Origin of the sequence: Dermacoccus abyssi (assembly GCF_003515945.1) — a bacterium.
Taxonomy (GTDB): Bacteria; Actinomycetota; Actinomycetes; order Actinomycetales; family Dermatophilaceae; genus Dermacoccus; species Dermacoccus abyssi.
Genome location: NZ_QWLM01000007.1, coordinates 101,330 through 119,377, shown reverse-complemented (window position 1 = coordinate 119,377; position 18,048 = coordinate 101,330). Strand labels below are relative to the sequence as shown.

15 protein-coding genes and 2 pseudogenes are annotated in these 18,048 nt (G+C 65.4%); 6 read left to right on the top strand and 11 right to left on the bottom strand.

The genetic code is table 11. The features are described from left to right. Positions 1-19: 19 nt before the first annotated feature. Positions 20-1,126 carry a mannose-1-phosphate guanylyltransferase gene (locus D1832_RS07885; protein ID WP_118913374.1) on the bottom strand — a complete coding sequence of 369 codons (1,107 nt, stop codon included), beginning with the start codon at positions 1,124-1,126 and terminating at the stop codon, positions 20-22. A 162-nt stretch (positions 1,127-1,288) separates the two neighbouring features. Here D1832_RS07885 and D1832_RS07880 point away from each other — a divergent pair, with 162 nt between their 5' ends. Then, a complete protein-coding gene (locus D1832_RS07880; RefSeq protein WP_241510922.1) occupies positions 1,289-2,404 on the top strand; it encodes a glycosyltransferase family 4 protein in 1,116 nt (371 codons plus the stop codon). 139 nt (positions 2,405-2,543) lie between these two features. Here D1832_RS07880 and D1832_RS07875 read toward each other — a convergent pair whose 3' ends face one another. The 5 genes from D1832_RS07875 to trpS form a co-directional block, all read right to left on the bottom strand. Further along, the gene (locus D1832_RS07875) at positions 2,544-3,284 is read right to left on the bottom strand and encodes a succinate dehydrogenase/fumarate reductase iron-sulfur subunit (protein ID WP_118913372.1); all 741 of its coding nucleotides are present in this window, start codon (positions 3,282-3,284) and stop codon (positions 2,544-2,546) included. Further along, positions 3,281-5,326 (bottom strand): fumarate reductase/succinate dehydrogenase flavoprotein subunit, encoded by a 2,046-nt coding sequence (locus D1832_RS07870; protein ID WP_118913371.1) that lies wholly within the window; start codon positions 5,324-5,326, stop codon positions 3,281-3,283. Before D1832_RS07870 ends, D1832_RS07875 begins: the two co-directional genes overlap by 4 nt. A gap of 33 nt (positions 5,327-5,359) precedes the next feature. Further along, the gene (locus D1832_RS07865; RefSeq protein ID WP_241510921.1) at positions 5,360-6,067 is read right to left on the bottom strand and encodes a succinate dehydrogenase cytochrome b subunit; all 708 of its coding nucleotides are present in this window, start codon (positions 6,065-6,067) and stop codon (positions 5,360-5,362) included. A gap of 124 nt (positions 6,068-6,191) precedes the next feature. Further along, complete coding sequence (locus tag D1832_RS07860; protein ID WP_118913369.1) at positions 6,192-6,713, bottom strand: 2'-5' RNA ligase family protein; 522 nt, start codon at positions 6,711-6,713, stop codon at positions 6,192-6,194. Between the two features lie 11 nt (positions 6,714-6,724). Continuing rightward, the gene (gene trpS / locus D1832_RS07855; protein WP_118913368.1) at positions 6,725-7,768 is read right to left on the bottom strand and encodes a tryptophan--tRNA ligase; all 1,044 of its coding nucleotides are present in this window, start codon (positions 7,766-7,768) and stop codon (positions 6,725-6,727) included. A gap of 137 nt (positions 7,769-7,905) precedes the next feature. Between trpS and D1832_RS07850 the strand changes: the two genes are divergently transcribed. Both D1832_RS07850 and D1832_RS07845 read left to right on the top strand, forming a co-directional pair. After that, complete coding sequence (locus D1832_RS07850) at positions 7,906-8,679, top strand: DeoR/GlpR family DNA-binding transcription regulator (protein WP_118913367.1); 774 nt, start codon at positions 7,906-7,908, stop codon at positions 8,677-8,679. A gap of 324 nt (positions 8,680-9,003) precedes the next feature. After that, the gene (locus tag D1832_RS07845; RefSeq protein WP_182434719.1) at positions 9,004-10,398 is read left to right on the top strand and encodes a sugar transferase; all 1,395 of its coding nucleotides are present in this window, start codon (positions 9,004-9,006) and stop codon (positions 10,396-10,398) included. 1,473 nt (positions 10,399-11,871) lie between these two features. On the opposite strand, the pseudogene D1832_RS07840 reads toward D1832_RS07845, so the two are convergent. Then, positions 11,872-13,116, bottom strand: a pseudogene (locus tag D1832_RS07840) (IS30 family transposase); the annotation flags it as partial. 146 nt (positions 13,117-13,262) lie between these two features. On the opposite strand from D1832_RS07840, the pseudogene D1832_RS07835 reads away from it, so the two are divergent. Then, positions 13,263-13,461, top strand: a pseudogene (locus D1832_RS07835) (IS3 family transposase); the annotation flags it as partial. Here D1832_RS07835 and D1832_RS07830 read toward each other — a convergent pair. The 4 genes from D1832_RS07830 to rfbA form a co-directional block, all read right to left on the bottom strand. Continuing rightward, positions 13,428-13,847: an IS30 family transposase gene (locus D1832_RS07830; protein ID WP_118913365.1), complete on the bottom strand. Its 420-nt coding sequence runs from the start codon at positions 13,845-13,847 to the stop codon at positions 13,428-13,430. The pseudogene D1832_RS07835 and the gene D1832_RS07830 overlap by 34 nt on opposite strands. Continuing rightward, on the bottom strand, positions 13,840-14,007 hold the full coding sequence (locus tag D1832_RS15325) for a hypothetical protein (RefSeq protein ID WP_182434718.1): 168 nt from the start codon (positions 14,005-14,007) through the stop codon (positions 13,840-13,842). Before D1832_RS15325 ends, D1832_RS07830 begins: the two co-directional genes overlap by 8 nt. 530 nt (positions 14,008-14,537) lie before the next feature. Next, positions 14,538-15,149: a dTDP-4-dehydrorhamnose 3,5-epimerase family protein gene (locus D1832_RS07825; RefSeq protein WP_118913364.1), complete on the bottom strand. Its 612-nt coding sequence runs from the start codon at positions 15,147-15,149 to the stop codon at positions 14,538-14,540. 5 nt (positions 15,150-15,154) lie between these two features. Continuing rightward, on the bottom strand, positions 15,155-16,042 hold the full coding sequence (gene rfbA / locus D1832_RS07820) for a glucose-1-phosphate thymidylyltransferase RfbA (RefSeq protein ID WP_118913413.1): 888 nt from the start codon (positions 16,040-16,042) through the stop codon (positions 15,155-15,157). 87 nt (positions 16,043-16,129) lie between these two features. Here rfbA and rfbB point away from each other — a divergent pair, with 87 nt between their 5' ends. Further along, entirely contained in the window at positions 16,130-17,137 is a 1,008-nt protein-coding gene (gene rfbB, locus D1832_RS07815) for a dTDP-glucose 4,6-dehydratase (RefSeq protein WP_118913363.1), read from the top strand. Beyond that, on the top strand, positions 17,134-17,976 hold the full coding sequence (gene rfbD / locus D1832_RS07810; protein WP_118913362.1) for a dTDP-4-dehydrorhamnose reductase: 843 nt from the start codon (positions 17,134-17,136) through the stop codon (positions 17,974-17,976). The genes rfbB and rfbD overlap by 4 nt, the downstream gene beginning before the upstream one ends. Positions 17,977-18,048: the final 72 nt, after the last annotated feature.

Below are 18,048 nucleotides of genomic sequence, written 5' to 3'. Positions count from 1 at the left end.
TGTGGCTCCACTCGGTGGATCAGGTGAGGTCTTCGCGGCCCGTCAGCTTGAGCTGTTCGACGACCTGCTTGACGTCCTGCGCCCGCTCGCGGGTGGTGACGAGCACGGCGTCGACGGTGTCGACGACGACGATGTCCTCGAGGCCCATGGCGACGACGGTTCGCCCGGAGCGCGGTGCGACGACTCCCGTCGCGTCCTGCATGACGACGAGTTCGCTCTCACCGAGCACCTTGACGCCGGGCGCCTCCGCCGACTCGACGAGCAGCGACGCGAGGGACGCGAAGTCGCCCACATCGTCCCAGGAGAAATCTCCCGGCACGGTGGCGACGCGACCGTCGACGGCGGCGGGCTCGGCGATGGCGTTGTCGATGGCGATCTTCGTCAGGCGCGGCCACAGTTCGGCGAGGCGGAAGGGGTTGGCGGCGATGATCCGCAGGTACTCGGCTAGGCGGGGCTGGTAATCCTCGATCATCTGCATGAGCGTCGCTGCCTTGACCACGAACATGCCGGCGTTCCAGGAGTACTCGCCGACGGCGACGTAGGCCTGCGCCGTGGGGCCGTCGGGCTTCTCGACGAAGGCCTTGACGATCGTCGCGTCGGGGGCGCCTTCGATGCGCATGTTCGCGCCCGCCCGGATGTAGCCGAATCCGGTGGACGGGTAGGTGGGCTTGATGGCGACGGTGACGAGGTAGTCGTGGCGCGCCACCTCGACGGCCTGGCGCACGGTGGCCTCGAAGATGTCGGTGCCGCCGACGACCTGGTCAGCGGCGAACGAGCCGAGAACCGCGTCGGGGTCGCGCTGGGCGAGGATGGCCGCGGCGAGCCCGATGGCGGGCATCGATTCGCGCGGGCTGGGCTCGACGAGCAGGTCGTCGTCACCGAGTTCGCTGAGTTGCTCGCGCACGGCCTCGGCGTGCGCCGCACCGGTCACGATGAGCAGGTTGTCGCCGCACAGCGGCTTGAGGCGGTCGACAGTGCCCTGGAGGAGCGAGCGACCCGAGCCCGTGAGGTCGTGCAGGAACTTGGGCGAGTTGGCCCGCGAGAGGGGCCACAGGCGCGTGCCGGAGCCCCCGGCAGGAATGACGCCCCAGAAACCTGGAATCGGACCGTGCTGCGCTTCGTGCATGGGCCTAACGGTAATGGACTCGGCATAGAACCCCGCTTCAGGCCTACCGATGAGCTCAGGCGGGTTCACGTGCCGATCACCTTCCGGTGCGCTCATCGTTCATCCCTTCGCCAAGCACGCGCCATGTCACAGGGCTGTCATGAGCATGTGCGCATCGCCATCGTGACCGAGTCGTTCCTGCCGACCCTCAACGGCGTCACCACGAGTGTATGCCGGGTGCTCGACTGCCTCGCTGCTCAGGGTGGCCACGAGGTGCTCGTCGTGTGCCCCGGACCTGCGCCGTCGAACTATCTCGGGTTCGCCGTGAAGACGGTGCCGAGCGTCACCGTCCGCGCGTTCCGCGTGGGCTTGCCGACAAAGCAACTCGAGCAGATCCTGCTGCAGTTCGCACCTGATGTCGTTCACGCCGCCTCGCCGTTCGGGCTCGGCGCCCGCGCGCTCGCCGCTGCACGCAACCTCGCGATCCCGAGTGTGGCGATCTACCAGACGGACATGCCGAGCTACGTCGCCCAGCACGGTGGCATGCTGGGCGACTTCGCGCACCGCACGTCGTGGCGCTGGGTGCGTCACCTCCACTCGTTGGCGGATCTGACGCTCGCGCCGAGCAGCGCAGCCACTGCCGAGTTGGCAGAACACGGCGTACCGCGCGTTGCCCTGTGGGGTCGCGGGGTCGACGCGACGCAGTTCGACGCCACGCTCAAGACCGACCCCCAAGTGCTCGCCCTGCGTGAACGCCTCGCGCCCAACGGCGAGGTGATCGTGGGTTACGTGGGTCGACTCGCGCCGGAGAAGGAACTGCACCGCCTCGAGGAGATCGCCGACCTTCCTGGCATCAGCATCGCGATCGTCGGCGAGGGCCCGGATCGTGACGACCTCGAGCGCCTCGTGCCGAACGCACACTTCCTCGGCCGCCAGGAGGGTGCGACTCTGGCGCGCAGCTATGCGAGCTTCGACGTCTTCGTCCACACGGGAACGAAGGAGACGTTCGGGCAGACGCTCCAGGAGGCCATGGCGAGCGGCCTGCCCGTCGTCGCGCCCGCTGCCGGCGGCCCGCTCGACATCGTGAAGCCGGGAGTGACGGGGCTGCTCTTCGACCCGTCAGCCCCAGGAGCCCTTCGACGCAGCGTGGGTTCCCTCGTCGCCGACGAGGCCATGCGAGAGCGCATGGGCGCCTCCGCGGTCCGCAAGGTCGCCGACCGCTCGTGGGCCGGCATGACGAACAAGCTGCTCGACTACTACGACCACGTCACCCGTCCGGCCTGGGCCCGCGCTGCCTGATCCCTCGCCTCCCCTGGTGCACTCATGTGGGTGTGGCTGCGACATGTTGCGGCCACATTCACATATCTGCACCGGCGCCCACAACGCACGTGACCCCACCGCCCTCAAGGGCAGTGGGGTCACCTGAGGCGGTCGTCCGTCAGTGGCGAGCCTTGGCCGAACGGAAGTCCTTGTTCAGCTGGCTGATGACGTCGAGCGGGATCTCCTTGGGGCACGCAGCGGCGCACTCGCCGATGTTCGTGCAACCGCCGAAGCCTTCGTGGTCGTGCTGGTTGACCATCGACACGACGCGGGCGTCGCGCTCGGGCTGCCCCTGCGGCAACTCGCCCAGGTGCGTGATCTTGGCACCCATGAAGAGCATTCCCGAGGCGTTCGGGCAGGCCGCGACGCACGCGCCACAGCCGATGCACTTCGCGGTGTCGAACGCACGGTCCGCCTGCGGCTTCGGGACGGGCACCGAGTGCGCCTCGGGGGCAGCACCGGTGTTGACCGAGATGTAGCCACCGGCCTGGATGATGCGGTCGAAGGCGCTGCGGTCGACGACGAGATCACGCACGACCGGGAACGCGTCGGCGCGCCACGGCTCGATGGTGATTTCCTCGCCGTCGCTGAACGAGCGCATGTGCAACTGGCACGTCGTGGTGACCTCGGGGCCGTGGGCCATACCCGAGATCATCATTCCGCACATGCCACAGATGCCTTCGCGGCAGTCGGAGTCGAACGCGATCGGCTCCGTGCCCTCGGCCTGCAGCTGCTCGTTGAGCACGTCGAGCATCTCGAGGAACGACATGTCCTCGCTGATGTCCGAAACCTTGTAGGTCTCGAAACGCCCGGCGGTAGCTGCGTTGTCCTGACGCCAGATCTTGAGAGTGAGGTTCACTTGTAGCTCCGCTGCTTCAGTTCGATGAACTTGTAGACGAGGTCTTCCTTGTGCAACACGGGGTGCTGGGGGGCTCCGTCGGAGTCGTCCCCGTCCATACCCGCGTACTCCCAGGCCGCGACGTAGGCGAACTCGTCGTCGTGACGCAGTGCCTCTCCGTCCTCGGTCTGGCTCTCGGCGCGGAAGTGACCACCACAGGATTCGCGGCGGTGCAGCGCGTCGATGCACATGAGTTCGCCCAGCTCGAGGAAGTCGGCCACGCGGCCAGCCTTCTCGAGCGACTGGTTGAGGGTGTCGGCCGTGCCGAGCACCTTGACGTTGCTCCAGAACTCCTTCTTGAGGTCGCGGATGAGGCCGATGGCCTTCGTCAGGCCCTCCTCCGTGCGCTCCATGCCGCAGTACTCCCACATGATGCGACCGAGCTCCTTGTGGAAGCTGTCGACCGTGCGCTCACCGTTGATGGAGAGGAACTTCTGGATGCGGTCCTCGACGGCGCGACGGGCCTCGAGCACGGCCGGGTCGTCGTCCGTGATCGGCTCGAACGGGCCGTCGGCGAGGTAGTTGCGGATCGTGTTCGGCAGGACGAAGTAGCCGTCCGCGAGGCACTGCATGAGCGAGCTCGCACCGAGACGGTTGGCACCGTGGTCGGAAAAGTTCGCCTCACCCGTGCAGTACAGGCCGGTGATCGACGTCTGCAGGTCGTAGTCGACCCACAGGCCACCCATCGTGTAGTGCACGGCCGGGTAGATACGCATCGGCGTCTTGTACGGGTCCTCACCCGTGATCCGCGCGTACATGTCGAACAGGTTGCCGTACTTCTCCTTGACGGCGGCCTCGCCCATGCGCTCCATGGCAGCCGTGAAGTCGAGGTAGACGCCGCGTCGCATCTGACGCTTGTTGCCGTGCTCGTCGACCTCGTCGACGAGCGGGCCGACGCCGCGACCCTCGTCGCACATGTTCTTGGCCTGGCGCGACGCGATGTCACGCGGCACGAGGTTTCCGAAGGCCGGGTAGATGCGCTCGAGGTAGTAGTCGCGCGCTTCCTCGGGGATGTCGCGCGGGTCCTTGTCGCAGTCGGCTTCGTTCTTCGGCACCCAGATGCGACCGTCGTTACGCAGCGACTCCGACATCAGCGTCAGCTTCGACTGGTGGTCGCCGGAGACGGGGATGCAGGTGGGGTGGATCTGCGTGTAGCAGGGGTTGCCGAAGTAGGCGCCCTTGCGGTGCGCGCGCCACGGAGCCGTGATGTTGCAGCCCATCGCGTTGGTCGACAGGAAGAAGACGTTGCCGTAGCCGCCCGTGGCGAGCACGACGACGTCAGCGAGGTGCGTCTCGATCTCACCGGTGACCATGTCGCGCGCCACGATGCCGCGCGCACGACCGTCCTTGATGATGACCTCGAGCATCTCGTGGCGCTTGTACTCCTTGACCGTGCCCTTGGCGACCTGACGCTCCATGGCCTGGTAGGCGCCGATGAGCAACTGCTGGCCCGTCTGGCCGGCCGCGTAGAACGTACGGGCCACCTGCACACCACCGAACGAACGGTTGTCGAGCAGACCGCCGTACTCGCGAGCGAAGGGCACGCCCTGCGCGACGCACTGGTCGATGATGTTCGTGCTCACCTCGGCGAGGCGGTAGACGTTGGTCTCGCGGCTACGGTAGTCGCCACCCTTGACCGTGTCGTAGAAGAGGCGGTACGTGGAGTCACCGTCGTCGTTGTAGTTCTTCGCCGCGTTGATGCCGCCCTGCGCAGCGATCGAGTGCGCGCGTCGGGCCGAGTCCTGGTAGAAGAACGTCTTGATGTTGTAGCCGGCCTCACCCATCGTGGCGGCGGCCGACGCACCGGCGAGGCCGGTGCCGACGATGATGACGTTCAGCTTGCGACGGTTGGCCGGGTTGACCAGCTTGTTCGTGAACTTTTGCTGGGTCCACATCTGCGCGATGTCGACGTCCGGCGCCTTGGTGTCGCGGATCGGCGCGCCCTCGGTGAAGAAGGCGGCAGCGTCGTTGCGCTTGGCCGAAGTGGTGGTCTGCTCATCCATGGGAGTGCTCATGTTTCTCGTGTCTCTCCTAGCTCAGATGATGCCGAAGAGGATGGCAAGCGGCGGAATCAGGAAGCCGATGACGACGATCGCCGCAACGGCGTGCGACACGAGCTTCGCGTTCTTGCGAGCCGACGGGGTGCCCGTGAGGCCCAGCGTCTGCGAGGCGCTCCAGATGCCGTGCATGAGGTGCATGCCGAGGGCCACCATCGCGAGGACGTAGATGAGGGCGACCCACCACAGCTGGAAGCTGTCGTGCACGAGTCGGTAGGGGTTCTCGGTCGTACCACCGTCGAAGTTCACCTTGGGGAGGGTGAACTGGATGAGGTGGAAGACCACGAACAGCAGGAGGAAGAGCCCGCCCCAGCGCATCGTCGGCGCGGAGATCCCCTCGATGCCGCCCACGCCGGATTTCTTCACGGCGTACCGCTGCGAACGGGCCTTGCCCGAGCGCTGCCAGAGCTTGACAGCCGAGTACACGTGCGCGACGAGCGCGAGCACGAGGAGAACCTCGGCGAGAATGAGTGCGCCACGGTGCGGGAGCATCGGCTCACCGATCGTGCGCAGGTGATGGGCGTATTCGTTGAACGCGCTCTCGCCCGCAAGGAGCTTGAGGTTGCCGTACATATGCCCGAGGACGAAGAGCACAAAGAAGATTCCCGAACCCGCCATGAGGGTCTTCAGGAAGATGGTGCTCCCAGCCTTGCCGGTCCGCTTCGCGGGGAGAGTATTCGTTGCCACGCAGGGCACTTTACGCCCCTGAAACACGCCGGGGACGGCCGGGGTTCCCACCGCAAGCAAATTGTGACCCATCCCACTGTCCGTGAGCCGGCTACGAAGTGGCTGAAGGACGCCTGGGAGCCGTTCAGCCCTCGAGGGGGAAACGCTCGACGGGTGCCCACGCGCCGTCCTCGTCCTGCAGGTAGAGGTGGAACGCGTCGACGAGGAAGCTCGCTTCGAAGTGCTTGTTCTTCTCGAACGCCCGGTCCAGGGCGTCCTCGTCGAGGTGGTGGGCGATCGTGACGTGCGGGTGATAGCGGAACTCGAGTGGACGCTCGACAGGGCCGCTGCGCACTGCGGCTTCGAGCAGCTCGCAACTGCTGACGCCCTGCGCGAGTTGGACGAAGACCACCGGGGAGACGGGCCGGAACGTGCCCGTGCCACGAAGGATCATCTCGAACGGCTCGGTGCGCGCAGCCACGTCACGCAGGTGGGCCGAGAGCGCCTCGAGGGTCGTTTCGCCCTGCTCCCCCAGGTCCGTCGGGGGCATGAGCGTGACGTGCGGCGGGACTGCGTCGGCCTGCGGGTCGCCAACGTCCCGGCGCATCTGCTGCAGCGCCGAGAAGTAGGGCTCCGGGACGGCGATCGAGACGCCGACGGTCTTCACGACCTCGCTCCTCAGCGGGCCGCCGGGACGAGCCCGACTGCGTCGTACGCCCTGGCGAGCGTGGCCGAGGCAACCTCGCGGGCGCGCTCGGCACCCTGCGCGAGCACACGGTCGAGCTCCGCCCGGTCGTCCATGTAGGTGAGGTAACGCTCGCGGAACGGCCCCTGCACCGATGTGACCACGTCGGCGACCTCGCCCTTGAGTGCGCCGTACTTGTTCTCACCGGCGAAACGCTCGACGAGGACGTCGATGCTCTCACCCGAGAGCGCCGAGTGGATGCGCAGGAGGTTCGCGATGCCCGGCTTGTTCTCCGGGTCGAACGCGACGTTGTTGTCGAGGTCGGTCACCGCGGACTTGATCTTCTTGAGGTTGACCTTGGGCTCGTCGAGCATGCTGACCGACGCCTTGGGGTCCTCGTCGGACTTGCTCATCTTCTTCGTCGGGTCCTGCAGCGACATCACCTTGGCCGTGCCCTCGGGGATGTAGGGCTCGGGGACGACGAAGGTCTCGCCGAAGCGCGAGTTGAAGCGCTGCGCGAGGTTGCGTGTGAGCTCGAGATGCTGACGCTGGTCCTCACCCACCGGCACGGCCTGGGCGTCGTAGAGCAGGATGTCGGCGGCCATGAGGACGGGGTAGGTGAACAGACCGACGCTCGTGTTCTCCTGGCCGCGCTTGCCGGCCTTGTCCTTGAACTGCGTCATCCGACCGGCCTCGCCGAAGCCCGTGATGCAGTTGAGCACCCAGGCGAGCTCGGCGTGCTCACGCACGTGGCTCTGAACGAAGACGGCGGAGCGTTCCGGGTCGATGCCGCCGGCGAGGTACTGGGCTGCCGTCGCGTAGGTGCGCTCCCGCAGCTGCGCCGGGTCGGGGTTGACCGTGAGGGCGTGAAGGTCGACGACGCAGAAGTACGGCGTGTAGTTCTCCTGCAGCGTCACCCAGTTGACCTGCGCCCCGAGGTAGTTACCGAGGTGCAGCGAGTCGGACGTCGGCTGCATTCCGGACAGGATGTGCGGGCGCTCCTGGCCCGCCACGAGGGGCGAGGTGTTGTCGGACATGCCGCCATTCTGACACTCGCCATGGGCGCTGTCGCATCCGAGCGGCCCTGTGAGCGATGAGGGGCCCTCATCACGGGGCGTTCGACTATGTTGGGATCTGTTGGGTCGCACCGGTTCCAGTGGCACGAGGAGGTCGCATGCTGGCACGCCAGCGTCAGGAAGCCATCCTGCGAGGCATCGAGGACGACGGAGGGGTCCGTGTCAGCGACCTCGTCGAGCGGCTCGGAGTCTCCGACATGACCATACGCCGCGACATCGAGTTCCTCGCCGGCAAGGGTCTCGTGCTCAAGGTCCACGGCGGGGCGACGGCGATCGGCGACCACACGATCGACGAGCCCGGCTTCTCCGTGAAGTCGGCGATGAACCCCGTGCAGAAGTCCGAGATCGCGCGTACGGCCGCGAGTCTCATCGGCCACGGGCAGACCGTGGCGGTCAGCGCCGGGACCACCGCGTACGCCGTCGCCGTCGAGCTGCGCCCGGTGAAGCGACTCACCGTCGTGACGAACTCGCCGCGCGTTGCCGAACTGCTCTACGACCCCTCCCGCGAAGACCAATCGATCGTCCTCACCGGAGGGGTGCGCACACCGTCGGACGCCCTCGCCGGCCCGGTGGCCAACCGGATGCTCGCCGACGTCCACGTCGACACACTGATCCTCGGTATCCACGGCATCGACCTCGACGCGGGTCTGACGACCCCGAACCTGCTCGAAGCAGAGACGAACCGACTCCTCATTGCTGCGGCAAAGCGTGTGATCGTCGTGGCGGACCACACGAAATGGGGTGTCATCGGCCTCTCGACCATCGCCCCGCTCGAACGTGTGGACGTTCTCGTCACCGACGCGCAACTCGACGTGGAGGCCAGACGCCTTGTCAGTGACAGGGTGGGCCAGCTCATCCTCGCGACGGGATAGGTGCCGCGGCGCACCCGTTAATATCTTCCACAGCAGCGGCAGACGCAGCGATGCTCGGCCCAGTCTCGCGGCTCAGCGGTGCCTGGATCGGTAGTGATGTGAAACGTCCCGCCCCCTCTACAGCGGCGGCATTCCCAGTGGCGGGGATCAGGGGCTTATGCGCCGGGCGTTATGCTGGTTAGCAGAAAAATGCGTATTACGTGCCCGGTCGGGTGCAGCGTCGTTCAAGTGTCAAGGGGAGCGCACAGTTTAGTGACCGGGGCGTCGGCAAGAACAGGTCCTCTTGGACGCCTGCGGGGAGATTGGCGTCGAAACCTTCTGATCGTGTTGGCGTGTCTTGACCTGGGCGTCGTGACGTTCTCCCTCGTCATCGCGTTCCTGGCACGCTTCGCCACAGCTGAACAATCCTTCGCCGAAGTCCGCGAAGCGGGGTTGTTGTACGTGATCTCGATGGCCGTGCTGATCGTCGGTTGGCTCGTAGCGCTCGTCGTCAACCAGACCTACCACATCGAGTCCCTCGCCATCGGTAGCGACGAATACCGCGGAGTCGTGCGCGCCACGTTCGCCACATTCGGCGCGTTCGCCATCATCATGACCCTGATGCGATGGCAGGTGGCTCGCGGATTCCTCGCCGTCGCTCTTCCGCTCGGGCTCTTCCTCCTGCTCGTGGAGCGCCTGCTCGTCCGGCGTTGGTTGCTTCGCCAGCGCCAACATTCGATGCTTGTCGACGGGGCGATCGTCATCGGCTCGCCGCAGGAGGTTCGGTACGCAGCCGAGGCGATCGCGCGTAACCCGGCAGCTGGCCTCGTGGTGCGGGCGGTGGCGACCGATGCCGAGGCGCCGACCTTCGAACTGGCGAATGGGGTCGTCGTGCCAGAGGCAGGTCCGATCGCCGACGTGGTCGACGCGGTGCACCGATATCGCGCGACGACCATCATCGTCGCCGGTCACAACCGAGTGAATCGCAAGCAGTTGCGGCAACTCGGGTGGCAGTTGGAGGACACGCCCATCAAGCTGGCCCTCGCAAGTCGCATGACCGACGTGGCCGGCCCCCGCATCCACTGGCGCCCCGTGGAGGGGCTCCCGCTGATGAACGTCGCGATGCCCCGTTATAGCGGTGTGAAATACACCCTGAAGCGACTCTTCGACTTCGTCGTAGCAGGGGGAATGGTGCTGATGTTGGCGCCGGTCCTGCTCGCCGTGGCCCTCTGGGTCAAGCTGGACAGCACAGGTCCTGTGTTCTTCCGTCAGACGCGTGTGGGTGTGAACGGCACCCTGTTCAAGATGACGAAATTCCGCTCCATGGTCGTCGACGCGGAGGCGCGTCTGGCCGAGCTCGAGCGTCAGAACGAGGGATCGGGGCTCCTGTTCAAGATGAAGGACGATCCCCGCATCACGCGGGCGGGGGGCTTCATTCGCCGATACAGCCTGGATGAACTACCGCAACTCTTCGATGTGCTCCGGGGCAGCATGTCCCTCGTGGGGCCACGGCCTCCGTTGCCCCACGAGGTCGAGGCCTACGACAACCACGTCCACCGTCGTCTCAACGTCAAGCCGGGCATCACCGGGCCGTGGCAGGTGGGTGGCCGCTCGAACCTCTCCTGGGAGGAGTCGGTCCGCAAGGATCTCTACTACGTCGAGAACTGGTCCCTCTCGGGTGACGTGGTCATCATGTTCAAGACGGTGCGGGCTGTGCTCGCGCGCGACGGCGCCTTCTGAGGCATAGCGACTGCGACGCTTCGAGATCAGCGTCCGCCACAACCCCGAACTGCGACCCGAGCACTCACACACCTGGCCCGGATGGAACTTCCCGAAGCTGCTTGACACCAGTAGGAGCATCCACTGGCAGGGGCTCCACTGATCCAGGCCTTGACCCCACTTTCGTGACACGGATCGCGTCCACCATCACGCAGTCACCGAACGCGGCACGCACATCGTCCACCGTGCGGGCGATGTGAGCTTGTTTCGAGCCATCTCGGTGGCGTTGAACGATGAGCGTCCTCCGGGGAACGCGAGACGGGCGTTACGGTGGGACGCGAAAACCTCCGCACGTGGTTGCGGGCCTTAGCCAAGCCACATCCCACCCGGAGGTTCTCGCAACTCGAGCCCACTTCGCTACCAACGTCCTGGTCGGATACACCGAGACAGCTACGCGGCATTCCGAGGGGTCTTGGCCTGTCACCCCGTTCAGAACGACGAGCCGCACAGACTCGTCCCTCGTGCCCGTTCAACAGGCAGGAGGGCGGCGCCACACCCGTTGTCGTCCCCACGGCGAAGATGCCCGGACGCTCTGTCCCAGTGGAGCTACGGCATGTGTCATACTGAGGATGAAACGTTCCCGCACACTCCGGAGTTGTCATGAAAGATGTTTCACGTCGCACAGTTGCTCGCGGCGCTGCCTGGGCGGTTCCCTCTGTAGCCATTGCAGGATCAGCACCAGCACTGGCTGCGAGCCCCACGACCCCTTCTTGTCCTACGTGCCTCGTTCCCGGCAATGCCGGTGGATTTACAGCCCAGGCAGTTGTTGCTAACAACCGGGGGGCGCTAATCGGGAACCTCACTGCCAATATTGACGCTCGAGGTTGCGACCTCACCCTTTTCAAGCCTGCCTATACGATTATCGGGCTGGGCGCCTCGCTGACGATGAGCGACGGTCGAACGTACTCGTCACCAGTGGGCGTCACCGCTGGGGCAGGGACGCTGGGCCGCGTGAGTGCATTGAACTCAACCTTCACATTCGGGGGTGTGCGGTTCCCTGATGGAACATACTCGCTCCTGGGAGCGCCGGTCACCCCGAAGCAGCTTTGCGTGAGCTTCCGGGCAATTTTCATTGGCCTCCCACGCCTTATCGAGATCTCATGCGAGTACTCGCTGTGCTACAACGTTGAACTCGGAGTGTCCACGGGAATCGTCGGAGCTCTGACGCACGCGGGAACGATCAACTACACCGGTACTCTTGACGCTGCGCGGGGCTGATGCCGTGTCTGTCGTCTCAACGGGGTGGTCCCCGTTGAGAGACAGACATCAGCGGTGGTTTTTAGATCTGTCGTCGTGCGCGGGCCGGTTCTAAATTAAGTTATTCGATCTGAACCGCAGTGAGTTTTTTTACCGGCAATAATTGCCAGAGCCTTCTCAAGGCAGTCTGTATTCACCCTCTTACGCCCAGTATTGGGTGGACCCGGCCGTGATCGGCGTGTGTGCGACGGCGTTGTTCTGGTGTTCCGACCAGCGTGACGGGTCAGTGCCCTTGGGGAAGTATTGACGAAGCAGGCCGTTCGTGTTCTCGTTGGTGCCGCGCTGCCACGGTGAGTGCGGATCGGCGAAGAACACCGGGATGCCTGTCTCGACACGAAACGCTATGTGCGCGGACATTTCCTTGCCGTGGCCCCAGGTCAGTGAACGCGTCAACTCCGCCGGCAGACGTGTCATTGTCGTCGACAACGCGTTCTTCATCGTGATCGCGCCGTACCCGGCCAGGGCCGGCCCGTTCTTCACTGATTCCTTGTGCCGATAGCCTTCCTCGCGGGGCAGGTGAACGAGCATCGTGTAGCGGGTGGTGCGCTCCACGAGCGTGCCGATCGCGGAGCGTTCCAGCCCGATGATCAAGTCGCCCTCCCAATGGCCCGGCACTGCACGGTCGTCGGCTTCAGCAGGCCGTTCACTGATGAGCGCTTCGGGCGTGACGTGCGCCCACGTCGTGCGCTGCGCGCGCGCCCGCGGGGCGCGCAGCGCACGCCCGGTGCGCAGGCACAAGATGAGTTCACGTTTCAACGCTCCTCGGCCTTGGATGTAGAGGGATTGATAGATCGCCTCGTGACTGATGCGCATGGACTCATCATCGGGGAAATCGAGGGGCAGGCGCCTACTGATCTGCTCCGGGCTCCACACGCGCACCCACGCCCGGTCCTTGCGGCGTGGCTTGTTACGGCCCGTCCATTTCTCTACCGGCGGCCCGGCCACGACGTTTCCGTCCTCGTCGACGATGTGGCCGCTGAGTCGTTGCTCAACGTACTCGCGCAACCGCGGGTTCGCCACGAGCTTGGCTTCCTTCGGCCGCCGCGCTGCCATGTCGGCCTTCCACTGCGCGACCGACGCGCGATAGTCACGCGTGCGGCCCCGTGTCGCGGCGTTTCGGCGTAGCTCGCGCGAGATCGTTCCTGGGTCGCGGCCGATCGTGCGCGCGATCTGCCGCACACCATGACCTTTCGCGACAAGAATCGCGATCTCTTCACGCTCGGTGAAGCTGAGGTAACGCCCTGACGGCGTCGGCGGCATGAACGGGCGCATCCCACCATGCTGGCGGTACCAGCGCGTCGCGACCGCAGGGGCCACGCCGATGACACGAGCCGCTTCCTCTGCCAGCAATCCCAGCGCTATCTGATCCCAGAACGCTGACTCGACATCCCGGCGGTACTTCGGATGCCCAGGCGATCGCAGCTTGGGGACTGCTCATCGTTCAACGCCACCGGGCTGGCTGGAGACACACTCACATCCCCGCAGCGATGGGCGTGTCCCGCAAATGCGTCGAGTGCATCGCACGGGGTCTCTTGAAGGCTCCCGACCTTGGAAACGAGGATGGAGCCATGCCGAAGGATCAGACGCCCGGGAACCCGCAGTTGCGGCGCTACCTCGGAGGAGAAGGCGGCACCGGTCCGGATGGTCCGCACGCTGCGAGCAGAGCTGGGAGCCGAGCACGGAACGGTGCAGCGGGTTGCGACCCAGCTGGGCTACGGGGTCGAATCGGTTCGTCAGTGGGTCGAGCAGGCCGACATCGACGAGGGCCACTCGGGGGTGTCAAGACGTGGAAGCAATGTGGGTTTGGCTGGCGAGTTGATGGAAGACTCGCGGGGTGTGAGGTAGCCAAGCGTGATTCGGGGGCGCTCGTTCAGTTCAGTGTTGATCGCTCGCAGGTAGGGCTGGTGCGCGGGGATGGCTTCGCCCTCGGACAGGTATTCGCGGATCAGCCTGTTCGTGTTCTCGTTGCTCGGGCGCTGCCACGGCGATCGTGGGTCGGCGAAGTACACCGGCAGGTCGGTGGCCAGGCTCAACACGGCGTGACGCGCCATTTCGCTGCCTTGATCCCAAGCCAGTGACGCGCGCATCATTTCGGGCCACTCGCTCGTGTGTTCGATGAGGATGTCCGCGACGATCGCGCTGTCCTTACCCATCGGCCATCGGGTACGCCAGGAACGTGACGTAGCGGTTCATCCGCTCCGCAAGAGTGATCGCGCACGACGCGCGGTTCGTGCCGATGATGAGGTCGCCCTCCCAATGGCCTGGCACCCGCCGCTCGAGCGCGCCCTCCTCGAGTTCGCTCAGGGGCGTCATCCGATCGGTGCGCGTTTCGTTTGCATTCCGGGATGTCGGCGCGCAGGGCGGCGGGTGCGCTTGGACTGCAGGAACACCACGTGCGTGACCAGTTCGGCGCGGGGCATGGCGTAGATGAGCTGCTAGATCGCCTCATGGCTGGCGACGTGCCCCTCGGCCGGCAGGGAGTTCGGCATGGGCTCAACGCTCGCGTCGGCTGTTTCCAGGTGCAAGCGGCCCGCGATCTGGCGTGGCGTGCGTGACTCACGCAGATCCGCCACCACCCTGGGCCGCAACACCTGGCATGCCATGACTTCGCGGGCCTGGGGGCGAGCGCGGCGGCGGTCGGCTCTCAGGTCACCCCGGCCACCACGCCGCCCGGACTGTTGCTACGACGCTATGACACCGCCCGCCACTCAGCGCTCGGCTAAGTCAGCCCCATCCAGCATGCGCTAGCATCCCCCCGCAGCCGAATATCCGCCCGGCTCATCCACTCAAGTTGGAAACCCGTGTGGGGCAACGTAACGGCGCAAATCACGGTGTGCGACACGTCACTTTTCCGGCTCCCCCCTCAAGCGGGCGTGCCAAGTTTGGCATTCCAGGTAGCTCGGCAAAATACCCGCGTCCCGCGCTTCCAGTAACGACGGCGCGGAGGCGTCCTTCGGAGATAGTGCAGGGACAAGGCCACTTGGGATAGCCAATCCCACATGGGTGTCGAGAGGATTGATTCCGCGCTCGTTGGTCGGGTTGTAACCCTGCGAGCACAAATAGACCGCAGTTGAGTTGTCCTCGAGCGCTACGAGACAGTGGCCCAGCCCCTCGCTCAGATACACGGCGTCCCGCGTCTCGGTGTCCAAGCGGAGGCTATCCCACTGCCCGAACGTCGGCGACCCGACGCGAATGTCTACGATGAAGTCAAGGAACGAACCGCCCACCGCGGTGACGTACTTGGCCTGCGAGGGCGGGAGGTCAGCGAAGTGGATGCCCCGCACGGCCCCCCTAGACGAAATCGAGATATTCGTCTGCACGACGCGCATCTCATGGCCGATGTGTTCGGCCAGCTTGTCGCCGCGGAACCCCTCCATGAAGACACCGCGGTCATCGGCAAACTGACGAGGACGGCAGCGATAGGCGCCTTCAATATTCAGAGGTTCGATGTCCATCGAGATCAAACACCCTTCGGCTGGTTGTGCGGATCCGCGGCGATGCGGTGCAGGTAGTGGCCGTAGCCGCTCTTGGAGAGCTCATCGCCGAGTGTGAGCATCTGCTCGGTGGTGATCCAGCGGTTGCGCCAGGCAATCTCCTCGATGCATCCGATCTTCAGGGCCTGCTGCGCCTCGACGACCTGAACGAACTGACCAGCAGCCATCATGCCCTCGAAGGTGCCGGTGTCGAACCAGGCCGTGCCGCGCGGCAGCACCTCAACGGTGAGCGAGCCGTCACGCAAATAGGACTCGTTGATGCCGGTGATCTCTAGTTCGCCGCGAGAACTTGGCTGAAGCTCGTGCGCGCGCTGGACGACCGAGTTGTCGTAGAAGTACAGCCCCGGCACTGCGTAGCCGGACTTGGGCTCGGTTGGCTTCTCCTCGATTGAGACCACAGTGCCGTTCTGGTCGAATTCCACGACGCCGTAGGACGACGGGTTGGGTACGTGATAGGCAAAGATCAGGCCACCATCAGTAGGCACGCGCCGTGAGAGCGCGGTACCGAGGCCGGGGCCATGGAAAATGTTGTCTCCGAGCACGAGCGCCACGCTCTCGTCGCCGATGAACTCTTCGCCCAGCAGAAACGCCTGTGCGAGGCCGTCGGGCGAGGCCTGGACGGCGTAGGAGATCGCAATGCCCCACTGAGAGCCGTCGCCGAGAAGTCGTTGGAACTGCTCAGCGTCGTGCGGTGTCGTGATGACGAGAACGTCCCGAATGCCCGCCATCATGAGCGTCGAGAGCGGGTAGTAGATCATCGGCTTGTCGTAGACCGGCATGAGCTGCTTGCTGATACCCCGGGTGATGGGGTGCAGGCGCGTGCCCGAGCCCCCGGCGAGAATGATGCCCTTCATGCCCCCGAGCATACGGGGAGCGCTCGACGTGGCCGTGATGATCGGACCGTTGCCTCGGAATGGGGCACTGGCCCGTAGACTTCCCTCATGCGAGTTCTCGTCACCGGTGGAGCCGGATTCATCGGCAGCAACTTCGTTCACCTCACCCGCGAGCAGCGGCCCGACGCACAGATCACGGTGCTCGACAAGCTCACCTACGCGGGCACCACGCGCTCTCTCGACGGCGTCGCGGACGACATCACCTTCGTCGAGGGCGATGTGGCCGACCGCGAGCTCGTCGACCGTCTCGTGGCCGATTCCGACGTCGTCGTGCACTTCGCCGCGGAGAGCCACAACGACAACTCCCTCGCCGACCCGTGGCCGTTCGTCGACACGAACGTGCTCGGCACGGTCTCCCTGCTCGAGGCGGTGCGCAAGCACGACGTGCGCTACCACCACATCTCCACCGACGAGGTGTACGGCGACCTCGAGCTCGACGACCCGGCGCGCTTCACCGAAGCCACGCCGTACAACCCCTCGAGCCCCTACTCCTCGACGAAGGGCGCGAGCGACCTGCTCGTGCGCGCCTGGGTGCGCTCGTTCGGCGTGAAGGCCACCATCTCGAACTGCTCCAACAACTACGGCCCGCGCCAGCACGTCGAGAAGTTCATCCCGCGTCAGATCACCAACGTCATCGACGACGTCCGGCCCAAGCTCTACGGCGACGGCCTCAACGTGCGCGACTGGATCCACGTCGACGACCACAACTCGGCCGTGTGGGCCATCATCGAGCGTGGCCGCATCGGCGAGACCTACCTCATCGGCGCCGACGGCGAGGAGGACAACAAGACGGTCGTCGAGGCCATCCTCACGACGATGGGCAAGGACGCCGGTGACTACGACCACGTCACCGACCGCCCGGGGCACGACCGCCGCTACGCGATCGACCCCACCAAGCTTCGTGAGGAGCTGGGCTGGGAGCCGAAGTACACGACGTTCAGCGACGGGCTTGCGGCAACCATCAACTGGTACCGCGCCAACGAGTCGTGGTGGCGGCCGATGAAGGACGAGACCGAGGCCAAGTACGCGAAGATGCAGAAGGTCGAGAAGCGTTGACCCGTTGGGTGATCACGGGCGGTACCGGCATGTTCGGCACCGACCTTGCAGTTGTCGCACGTGACAAGGGCTATGAGGTCCTCGCCCTCGGCTCCGGCGATTGTGACATCCGCGACCTCGAGGCCGTGCGCCGGGCCGTTGCCGGAGCCGAGGTCGTGATCAACGCTGCGGCGTACACCGCCGTCGATGCCGCTGAGAGCGACGAGGCCGCCGCCTTCACGCTCAACGCGACCGGTGCACACAACGTGGCCATCGCGACACGGGAGGCAGGTGCAAAGCTCGTGCACATCTCGACGGACTACGTCTTCGACGGCTCCTCCTCCGAGCCGTACGCCGAGAACACCCCGCAGAACCCGAAGTCGGCTTACGGCCGCACAAAGGCTGCCGGCGAGTGGGCCGTACGAGCCGCAAATCCGGAAGCTCTCGTGGTGCGCACCGCGTGGCTCTACGGCGAGCACGGGCCGAATTTCGTCACGACAATGCTTCGCCTCGCGGGCTCCCACGAAACGCTCGACGTCGTCAACGATCAGCACGGGCAACCCACGTGGACCCTTGATCTTGCCCAGTACGTCGTCGCACTGCTCGAAAGCGACGCTCCGGGTGGGTATTACCACGGTACGAGCGAGGGCTCGACCACGTGGTTCGACTTCACCCGCGAGATCTTCCGCCTCTCAGGGCTCGACCCCGAGCGTGTCCGCCCGACGACGAGCGACAACTTCCCGCGCCCGGCCCCGCGACCGGCGAACAGCGTTTTGACTCACTCCTCGACCGACCGGCTCCCAGATTGGCCCGTCAGTGTTAAGACTTACCTTCGTTCTGCGGTGCTCGCCCAGGACTAGAGGAGCCGCGATATCGAGCTTGAGTGGCCTGGGCATCTCTTGCAGGTGGCTAGTACGAAAGGGACGCATCAG